This window comes from Kitasatospora griseola (assembly GCF_014648555.1).
Lineage (GTDB): Bacteria > Actinomycetota > Actinomycetes > Streptomycetales > Streptomycetaceae > Kitasatospora > Kitasatospora griseola.
The window spans coordinates 168,222-178,795 of sequence record NZ_BMRI01000005.1 but is presented as its reverse complement, the minus strand read 5'-3'; the positions used below and the strand labels follow the sequence as shown (position 1 = coordinate 178,795).

Below are 10,574 nucleotides of genomic sequence, written 5' to 3'. Positions count from 1 at the left end.
GCGGTGCCTGGCTGGAGATGGAGATCGACAAGCGCGACATGGTCGGTGTCCGCATCGACCGCAAGCGCAAGCAGTCGGTCACCGTGCTGCTGAAGGCCCTCGGCTGGACCAACGAGATGATTCTCGAGGAGTTCGGCGAGTACGAGTCGATGCGCGCCACCCTGGAGAAGGACCACACCCAGGGCCAGGACGACGCGCTCCTCGACATCTACCGCAAGCTGCGCCCGGGCGAGCCGCCCACGCGTGAGGCCGCGCAGACGCTGCTGGAGAACCTGTACTTCAACCCGAAGCGCTACGACCTGGCGAAGGTCGGCCGCTACAAGGTGAACCGCAAGCTCGGCAACGCCGAGTCGCTGGACTCCGGTGTGCTCACCGAGCCCGACATCATCAACACGATCAAGTACCTGGTCAAGCTGCACGCCGGCGAGACCGAGTGGCGTGATGACGAGGGCCGCGACATTGTCATCGAGGTCGACGACATCGACCACTTCGGCAACCGTCGCCTGCGCAACGTCGGCGAGCTGATCCAGAACCAGGTCCGCACCGGCCTCGCCCGCATGGAGCGAGTGGTCCGCGAGCGCATGACCACCCAGGACGTCGAGGCGATCACGCCGCAGACCCTGATCAACATCCGGCCGGTCGTCGCCTCCATCAAGGAGTTCTTCGGCACCAGCCAGCTGTCGCAGTTCATGGACCAGACGAACCCGCTGTCGGGCCTGACCCACAAGCGTCGTCTGTCCGCGCTCGGCCCCGGCGGTCTGTCCCGTGAGCGGGCCGGCTTCGAGGTCCGAGACGTGCACCCCTCGCACTACGGCCGCATGTGTCCGATCGAGACCCCCGAAGGCCCGAACATCGGTCTGATCGGCTCGCTGGCCTCGTACGGCCGGGTCAACGCGTTCGGTTTCATCGAGACCCCGTACCGCAAGGTCGTCGACGGTGTCGTCACCGAGGCCGTGGACTACCTGACCGCCGACGAGGAGGACCGCTTCGTCATCGCGCAGGCCAACGCCCCGCTGACCGCGGAGCTGACCTTCGCCGAGCCGCGTGTCCTGGTCCGCCGCCGTGGCGGCGAGATCGACTACATCCCCGGCACCGAGATCGACTACATGGACGTCTCGCCGCGCCAGATGGTGTCGGTCGCGACCGCCATGATCCCGTTCCTGGAGCACGACGACGCCAACCGCGCGCTCATGGGCTCGAACATGATGCGCCAGGCCGTCCCGCTGCTCCGCAGCGAGGCGCCGCTGGTCGGCACCGGCATGGAGTACCGCTGCGCCGTCGACGCCGCGGACGTCATCACCGCCGACAAGGCCGGTGTGGTGCAGGAGGTCTCGGCCGACTACGTCACCGTGGCCAACGACGACGGCACGTACAACACGTACCGCGCCGCCAAGTTCACCCGCTCCAACCAGGGCACCGCCTTCAACCAGAAGGTGCTCGTGGACGAGGGCGCCCGCGTGGAGGCCGGCCAGGTGCTGGCCGACGGCCCGTGCACCGACGAGGGCGAGATGGCCCTCGGCAAGAACCTCCTCGTGGCGTTCATGTCGTGGGAGGGCCACAACTACGAGGACGCGATCATCCTGTCGCAGCGCCTCGTGCAGGACGACGTCCTCTCCTCGATCCACATCGAGGAGCACGAGGTCGACGCCCGTGACACCAAGCTGGGCCCCGAGGAGATCACCCGGGACATCCCGAACGTCTCCGAGGAGGTCCTCGCCGACCTCGACGAGCGCGGCATCATCCGGATCGGCGCCGACGTCGTCACCGGCGACATCCTGGTCGGCAAGGTCACCCCGAAGGGTGAGACCGAGCTGACCCCGGAGGAGCGCCTGCTCCGCGCGATCTTCGGTGAGAAGGCCCGTGAGGTCCGCGACACCTCGCTGAAGGTGCCGCACGGTGAGTCCGGCAAGGTCATCGGCGTCCGCGTCTTCGACCGCGAGGAGGGCGACGAGCTTCCCCCCGGCGTGAACCAGCTGGTCCGCGTCTACGTCGCCCAGAAGCGCAAGATCACCAACGGTGACAAGCTGGCCGGCCGTCACGGCAACAAGGGTGTCATCTCCAAGATCCTGCCGGTCGAGGACATGCCGTTCCTGGAGGACGGCACCCCGGTCGACATCATCCTGAACCCGCTGGGCGTCCCGTCCCGAATGAACCCGGGACAGGTCCTGGAGATCCACCTCGGCTGGCTCGCCAAGCAGGGCTGGGACGTCTCCGGCCTCGCCGACGAGTGGGCCAAGCGCCTGCAGGCGATCGGCGCGGACACCGTCGAGGGCGGCACCAACCTCGCCACCCCGGTGTTCGACGGCGCCCGCGAGGACGAGATCACCGGCCTGCTGGACAACACCACCCTCACCCGTGACGGTGAGCGCCTGGTGAACTCCACCGGCAAGGCCCGGCTGTTCGACGGCCGCTCCGGCGAGCCGTTCCCGATGCCGGTCTCGGTCGGCTACATGTACATCCTCAAGCTGCACCACCTGGTCGACGACAAGCTGCACGCCCGTTCGACCGGTCCGTACTCGATGATCACCCAGCAGCCGCTCGGTGGTAAGGCGCAGTTCGGTGGTCAGCGCTTCGGTGAGATGGAGGTGTGGGCCCTTGAGGCATACGGCGCCGCTTACGCGCTGCAGGAGCTGCTCACCATCAAGTCCGACGACGTCCTCGGCCGTGTGAAGGTCTACGAGGCCATCGTCAAGGGCGAGAACATCCCCGAGCCCGGCATTCCCGAGTCCTTCAAGGTCCTCATCAAGGAAATGCAGTCGCTCTGCCTCAACGTGGAGGTGCTGTCCTCGGACGGCCAGTCCATCGAGATGCGGGACAGCGACGAGGACGTGTTCCGCGCCGCCGAGGAGCTCGGCATTGACCTGTCCCGGCGCGAGCCGAGCAGCGTCGAAGAGGTCTGACGGAGGTCGGGCCGGCTGCCCATCAAAAGGCAGCCGGCCCGCCCCCAGGCCCCCCTCAGACCAACAGACAGACTCTCGAATCACGAAAGAGGGCTTGACGACCAGTGCTTGACGTCAACTTCTTCGACGAGCTCCGCATCGGACTGGCCACCGCCGACGACATCCGCCAGTGGTCGCACGGCGAGGTGAAGAAGCCGGAGACCATCAACTACCGCACGCTGAAGCCGGAAAAGGACGGCCTTTTCTGCGAGAAGATCTTCGGTCCCACCCGGGACTGGGAGTGCTACTGCGGTAAGTACAAGCGCGTCCGCTTCAAGGGCATCATCTGTGAGCGCTGCGGCGTCGAGGTGACCCGCGCCAAGGTGCGCCGTGAGCGGATGGGCCACATCGAGCTGGCCGCCCCGGTCACCCACATCTGGTACTTCAAGGGCGTCCCGTCGCGCCTGGGCTACCTGCTCGACCTCGCGCCGAAGGACCTTGAGAAGGTCATCTACTTCGCCGCCTACATGATCACCTGGGTGGACGACGAGCGCCGTCAGCGCGACCTCCCCTCCCTGGAGGCGCACGTCTCGGTCGAGCGCCAGCAGATCGAGAACCGCCGCGACGCCGACCTGGAGGCCCGGGCCAAGAAGGCCGAGTCCGACCTGGCGGAGCTGGAGGCCGAGGGCGCCAAGGCCGACGTCCGCCGCAAGGTCCGCGAGGGCGCCGAGCGCGAGATGAAGCAGCTCCGCGACCGCACCCAGCGCGAGATCGACCGCCTGGACGAGGTGTGGGCCCGCTTCAAGAACCTCAAGGTCCAGGACCTCGAGGGCGACGAGCTGCTCTACCGCGAGCTGCGGGACCGCTTCGGCACCTACTTCTCCGGCTCGATGGGCGCGGCGGCCCTCAAGGACCGCCTGGAGTCCTTCGACCTGGGCGAGGAGGCCGAGCGCCTCCGCGAGATCATCCGCACCGGCAAGGGCCAGAAGAAGACCCGTGCGCTCAAGCGCCTCAAGGTCGTCTCCGCCTTCCTGCAGACCAGCAACAAGCCCAAGGGCATGGTGCTGGACTGCGTCCCGGTGATCCCGCCGGACCTGCGTCCGATGGTCCAGCTCGACGGTGGCCGTTTCGCCACCTCCGACCTGAACGACCTGTACCGCCGCGTCATCAACCGCAACAACCGCCTGAAGCGGCTTCTCGACCTCGGCGCGCCCGAGATCATCGTGAACAACGAGAAGCGCATGCTGCAGGAGGCCGTCGACGCGCTGTTCGACAACGGCCGCCGCGGCCGTCCGGTCACCGGCCCGGGCAACCGCCCGCTGAAGTCCCTCAGCGACATGCTGAAGGGCAAGCAGGGTCGTTTCCGTCAGAACCTGCTCGGCAAGCGAGTCGACTACTCGGCCCGTTCGGTCATCGTCGTCGGCCCGCAGCTCAAGCTGCACCAGTGCGGTCTGCCGAAGGCCATGGCGCTGGAGCTCTTCAAGCCGTTCGTGATGAAGCGCCTGGTCGACCTGAACCACGCGCAGAACATCAAGTCGGCGAAGCGCATGGTCGAGCGCGCCCGCCCGGTCGTGTGGGACGTCCTCGAAGAGGTCATCGCCGAGCACCCGGTGCTGCTGAACCGTGCGCCCACCCTGCACCGCCTCGGCATCCAGGCCTTCGAGCCGCAGCTGGTCGAGGGCAAGGCCATCCAGATCCACCCGCTCGTCTGCACCGCGTTCAACGCGGACTTCGACGGCGACCAGATGGCCGTGCACCTGCCGCTGTCCGCGGAGGCGCAGGCCGAGGCCCGCATCCTGATGCTGTCCTCGAACAACATCCTGAAGCCGGCCGACGGTCGCCCCGTCACCATGCCGACCCAGGACATGGTGCTGGGCCTGTTCTTCCTCACCTCGGACCGCGAGGAGGTCAAGGGCAAGGGCCGTTCCTTCTCCTCGACCGCCGAGGCGATCATGGCCTTCGACGCCCGCGACCTGGACGTCCAGGCCCCGATCGACCTGCGCATGCCGGCCGGCACCGTGCCGCCGCGCGGCTGGGCCGCTCCGGTGGACGAGGAGGGTCAGCCGACCTGGACGGAGGGTGAGCCGTTCCGGATCACCACCACCCTGGGTCGCGCGCTCTTCAACGAGCTGCTGCCCGAGGACTACCCGTTCGTCGACTACGAGGTCGGCAAGAAGCAGCTGTCGGCGATCGTCAACGACCTCGCCGAGCGCTACCCGAAGGTCGTCGTCGCCGCGACGCTCGACAACCTGAAGGCGGCCGGCTTCCACTGGTCGACCCGTTCCGGTGTCACCGTCTCGATCTCGGACGTCATCGTCCCGCCGAGCAAGCCCGCCATTCTGGAGGGCTACGAGGCGCAGGCGGAGAAGGTCCAGAAGCAGTACGAGCGCGGTCTGATCACCGACAACGAGCGCAAGTCCGAGCTGGTCGGCATCTGGACCCGGGCGACCAACGAGGTCGCCGACGCGATGGCCGCGAACTTCCCGAAGACGAACCCCATCTTCATGATGGTCGACTCGGGTGCTCGAGGAAACATGATGCAGATGCGTCAGATCGCGGGTATGCGTGGTCTGGTGTCGAACGCGAAGAACGAGACCATCGCGCGTCCCATCAAGGCCTCGTTCCGTGAGGGCCTGTCCGTGCTGGAGTACTTCATCTCCACCCACGGTGCCCGTAAGGGTCTGGCCGACACCGCGCTGCGTACCGCCGACTCGGGTTACCTGACCCGTCGTCTGGTGGACGTCTCGCAGGACGTGATCATCCGCGAGGAGGACTGCGGCACCGAGCGCGGCCTCAAGCTGGAGATCGGCCAGATCGGTGCGGACGGTGTGCTGCGCAAGGCCGACGACGTCGAGACCAGCGTGTACGCCCGCATGCTCGCCGAGGACATCACTGTCGACGGCAAGCTGATCGCGACCGCCAACACCGACCTCGGCGACGTCCTGATGGACGAGCTGATCCGGCACGGCGTCAGCGCGGTCAAGGTCCGCTCGATCCTGACCTGTGAGTCCGCGGTCGGCACCTGTGCCTTCTGCTACGGCCGTTCGCTGGCCACCGGCAAGCTGGTCGACATCGGTGAGGCGGTCGGCATCATCGCCGCCCAGTCCATCGGTGAGCCCGGTACCCAGCTGACCATGCGTACCTTCCACACCGGTGGTGTGGCCGGTGACGACATCACCCAGGGTCTGCCGCGTGTCGTCGAGCTCTTCGAGGCGCGCACCCCGAAGGGTGTCGCCCCGATCTCGGAGGCGCAGGGTCGGGTCCGGATCGAGGACACCGAGAAGACCCGCAAGGTCGTCGTCACGCCGGACGACGGCACCGACGAGATCGCGTACCCGGTCTCCAAGCGCGTCAAGCTGCTGGTCAGCGAGGGCGAGGCGGTCGAGGTCGGCCAGAAGCTGACCGTCGGCGCCACCAACCCGCACGACGTGCTGCGGATCATGGGCCAGCGTGCCGTCCAGATCCACCTGGTCGCCGAAGTCCAGAAGGTCTACAACTCGCAGGGTGTGTCGATCCACGACAAGCACATCGAGATCATCATCCGGCAGATGCTCCGCCGCGTGACGATCATCGAGTCGGGCGACGCCGAGCTGCTGCCGGGCGAGCTGGTCGAGCGCGGCCGCTTCGAGCAGGAGAACCGCCGCGTGGTGTCCGAGGGCGGCCACCCCGCCTCCGGCCGTCCGCAGCTGATGGGTATCACCAAGGCCTCGCTGGCCACCGAGTCCTGGCTGTCGGCCGCCTCCTTCCAGGAGACGACCCGGGTGCTCACCGACGCGGCGATCCACGCCAAGTCGGACCCGCTGCTGGGCCTCAAGGAGAACGTCATCCTCGGTAAGCTCATCCCGGCCGGTACGGGTCTGCCCCGCTACCGCAACATCCGGGTCGAGCCGACCGAAGAGGCCAAGGCCGCGATGTACTCGGCCGTCGGCTACGACGACTACGACCTGTCGCCGTTCGGCGCGGGCTCCGGTCAGGCCGTCCCGCTGGACGACTACGACTACGGTCCGTACACCGGCTGATCCTTCGGCTGAACCGCAGGGCGGTCACCCCACTCGGGGTGGCCGCCCTGCGGTGTCTGCGCCCCGCGTGTCACCTAGGGGATCCCCCTGGGGACGGAGGCGGCCGAACCACTCCGTGGAGGGAGGCGCCGGGGCCCCGGGGAGCGGGAGACTGGGGGACGTCGAAAGGAGGCCGCGGTGAAGCGGATCATGGGGGCGGCGGCGGTCGTGGGACTGCTGGTGGTCGGGGCGGTGGGCTGCGGGCCGTGGGACCAGCAGCGCAAGACGGTGTCGTACGAGGTGCCCGGGCAAGTCGACGAGCTGGTGGTCGACGGGACCAGCGGGGGGATCGACGTCCGGGTCGGCGACGGCCCGGTGCGGGTGGTGGAGAAGCGGGCCTGGCAGGACGAGGAGCCGCAGGGCACCCACGAGCTCAAGGACGGGGTGCTGAAGCTGACCTACTCCTGCGACAACTGCGGGATCGGCTACGAGGTGCACGTCCCGGCCGGCACCAGGCTGAAGCTGTCGCAGACCAGCGGCGGCATCCAGCTGCACGACGTGGCGGGCGACGTGGACGCCAAGGTGACCTCCGGCGGGATCGAGGCGACCGGGCTGAAGTCCCGCAACGTGAAGATGTCGGTGACCTCCGGCGGGGTGAACGCCCGGTTCGTCGAGGCGCCGACCCGGGCGGAGCTGTCCACCGACTCCGGCGGCGTGCAGGTGCGGGTGCCGTCGGGGCAGCAGTACCAGGTGGAGGCGCACTCCGACAGCGGTGGCACCGACGTGAAGGTGCCCTCCGTCGCCGGGGCGCCGCACATCCTGATCGCCCGTGCCACCAGCGGCGGTGTGCAGGTGGACAACAGCTGACCGGCCGCCGCAACTGTCGGTGGCAGGGCCTAGATTGAGGTGTGTCGGCAGGTGGCGATGGCCCCGCCGACACCCCCCGAACTCTGTGCCCGAAAGGGGCGTCGGCCATGTCTGCCACTGTTTCCGCAGACCCGCAGGTGACCTACCTGGAACTCTCCGAGGACCAGGGCAGTGCCCACAAGTTCTACGAAGTCACCGTCACGGGCGCGGAGCTGACGATCCGGTACGGACGGATCGGCGAGCCGGGAACCACGAAGACCACGATCTGCGCGAGCGCCGAGAAGGCCGCCGCCCAGGCCGCCAAGAAGATCGGCGAGAAGGTCCGCAAGGGCTACGCCCCGGCGGTCCAGGGGGTGCGCCAGCGCCGGTCGGTGACGCGTCGACAGATCACCTCGACCCGCTCCAGCGCCCGTCAGGCGCCGCTGCTGTGGCGCTTCCGCTCCGGCTCGCCCGCGTTCGGGGTGTACGTCGGCGAGGAGCACGCCTGGGTCGGCAATGAGAGCGGCGACGTCTACACGCTGACCCGGGACGGCGAGGTCACCGGCCGGTTCGGCCTGCCCGACGGCGTCAAGTGCATCGTCGCCGACGACTGGTGGATCTACGCCGGCTGCGACGACGGCAAGGTGTACGACCTGGGCGGCAAGGTGCCGCGGGTGGCGTACGAGATCGCCCAGGACGTCGACATCTACTGGCTCGACATCCACGACGGCGTGCTCGGCGTGGCCGACGAGCGCGGCGGCCTGACCACCGTCGACCACGAGGACGAGTTCCAGTGGCGGCGCAACGCGCAGGGCTCGTCCGGCTGGATGGTGCGCTGCGACGCCGACTCCGTCTACCACGGCTACTCGGCGGGCGTCACCCGGTACGCGAAGCGCGGCGGCGACCAGCAGTGGCACACCCGGACCAAGGGCCAGGTGCTGTTCGGCTGGCAGGAGCGGGACGAGGTGTTCGCCGGCACCTCGCAGGGCTGGGTGCACCGGCTGCGCAAGTCCGACGGCGCCGAGGTCGTCGCGTACAAGTGCGACGCCTCGGTGTTCTCCTGCGCGGCCTCCCCGGACGGCGAGTACGTGTTCGCGGGCGACAACCACTCCTCGGTGTACTGCTTCGCCGCCGACGGCACCCGGCTGTGGAAGCTCGGCACCGGCTGCGGCTCCGCGTACAGCATGCAGTACCGCGACGGGCGGCTGTACGTCGTCACCACCGACGGCTCGCTGGCCTGCCTGGACGCCTCGCCGGGCGCCGTGCAGGCCGCCGAGCAGGGCACCCTGCCGACCACCGCCGAGGTCACCGGCCGCGACATCGCCCGGGTGGAGCCGTCCGCGGAGCTGGAGACCGTCAGCGTCACCGCGGCGGCCGGCGCCGGGGTCGAGGTGGAGTGCGTCGCCGACGGCAGCCGGCTGCGGGTCCGGGTGGTCTCGCCGGGCTTCGACCCCGGCTGGCGGGTGCAGTTCCCCAAGGACGTCCGGGTGGCCGGCGCGCGCTACCTGGTGGCGGAGGTGCGGGAGTCCGCGTCCGGCGGGTTCTACCGGGCGCGCGGAGAGATCAAGCGGTTGCTGTGACGCCCCGGCATTGACGCATCGTCAGGGCGCTCCCGGTCGGGGGCGCCCTTCGGCGTTCCCGGGGAGGGCTGCGGCGGCCGTCCGACGATGCGAGAGGATGCGCGAATGGGGAAGTGGACGGAAGGCCTGCTGGCCTGGGGGAGGGCCCGGCCGTGGGCGGTGGACGCGCCGCTGGTGGCGCTCGCCGTCTGGGTCTCGGTGTGGGGGGTGTACACCGACTCGCACGGCGCGGGCGGGAAGTGGTGGGCGTACACGCTGGCGATCGCCGGGTCGCTGCCGCTGTGGTGGCGCCGCCGCGCCCCGTGGGCGGTGATGGGGGCGTGCGGGGTGCCCACCATGGCGCTGTCCGCACTGGCGCACTCCGCGATGCCGCAGATCCAGGTCGCCATGGCGGTCGCCATCTACACCGTCGCCGACCGCGGGAAGGACTGGCAGCGCGCCGTGCTGCTGGCGATCTGCGTGGTCGGCAACGTGATCGGCACCCGCTCCTTCGACGGCATGCTGTTCAGCCTGCTGGTGTCCGTCGGCAGCTTCGTCGTCGGCTCCCTGGTCCGCGAACTGCGCCGACTGGCCGGCGTCGAGGCCGAACGCGCCCGGCAGGTCGGACTGCGCGCCGCCAGCGACGCCGCCCGGGCCGTCGCCGAGGAACGCGGCCGGATCGCCCGCGAGATGCACGACATCCTGGCCCACGCGGTCTCCCTGATGGTCGTCCAGGCCGAGGCCGGGCCGCTGGTGGTGCACAGCAACCCCGACCGGGCGATCCGCGCCTTCGACGCCATCGCCGACTCCGGACGCGACGCGATGGTCCAACTCCGACGGGTGCTCGGCGTCCTCAAGGAGGACGGCGCCGCGCCCGCGCTCGCCCCGCAACCCCGACTGGCCGAGCTCGGCGGCGTCCTCGACCGGGTCCGCGAATCGGGCGTCGCCGTCGACGCCCGCATCGAGGAGGCCGGGCCCGCCGAAGTCCAGGCCGCGGCCTACCGGATCGTCCAGGAAGCCCTCACCAACGTGGTCAAGCACGCCCGGGCCGACCGGGTCGTGGTGCGGGTCGCCGTCCGCGGTGGCGCCGACCTGACCGTCTCGGTCGCCGACGACGGGACCGGGCCTGCCGCTTCGGCCGGCGCCGGCATCGACGGACGCTCCGGCGGACGCGGCCTGCTCTCCATCCGGGAACGCGCGGCCGCCTGCGGCGGCAACGCCGAAACCGGCCCCCGAACCGACGGCCCGGGCTACCTGGTGGCTGCCGTGCTGCCGCTCAACGCCTGAGGAAG

The 10,574-nt window shown here is 69.5% G+C and carries 5 protein-coding genes; all 5 read left to right on the top strand.

What is annotated here, in order from left to right; genetic code table 11:
• A partial coding sequence (gene rpoB, locus IEZ12_RS08665) for a DNA-directed RNA polymerase subunit beta (protein WP_229847345.1) occupies positions 1 to 2,900 on the top strand: 2,900 nt, incomplete at its 5' end.
• A 104-nt stretch (positions 2,901 to 3,004) separates the two neighbouring features.
• Positions 3,005 to 6,898, top strand: a complete 3,894-nt coding sequence (locus IEZ12_RS08660) for a DNA-directed RNA polymerase subunit beta' (protein WP_100587159.1) — start codon at positions 3,005 to 3,007, stop codon at positions 6,896 to 6,898.
• Positions 6,899 to 7,075: 177 nt separating this feature from the next.
• Positions 7,076 to 7,744, top strand: coding sequence for a DUF4097 family beta strand repeat-containing protein (locus IEZ12_RS08655; RefSeq protein WP_189271492.1), 669 nt, complete (start codon positions 7,076 to 7,078; stop codon positions 7,742 to 7,744).
• Between the two features lie 107 nt (positions 7,745 to 7,851).
• Positions 7,852 to 9,303: a WGR domain-containing protein gene (locus IEZ12_RS08650; RefSeq protein WP_189271491.1), complete on the top strand. Its 1,452-nt coding sequence runs from the start codon at positions 7,852 to 7,854 to the stop codon at positions 9,301 to 9,303.
• Between the two features lie 105 nt (positions 9,304 to 9,408).
• Positions 9,409 to 10,569, top strand: a complete 1,161-nt coding sequence (locus IEZ12_RS08645) for a sensor histidine kinase (RefSeq protein ID WP_229847344.1) — start codon at positions 9,409 to 9,411, stop codon at positions 10,567 to 10,569.
• Positions 10,570 to 10,574: the final 5 nt, after the last annotated feature.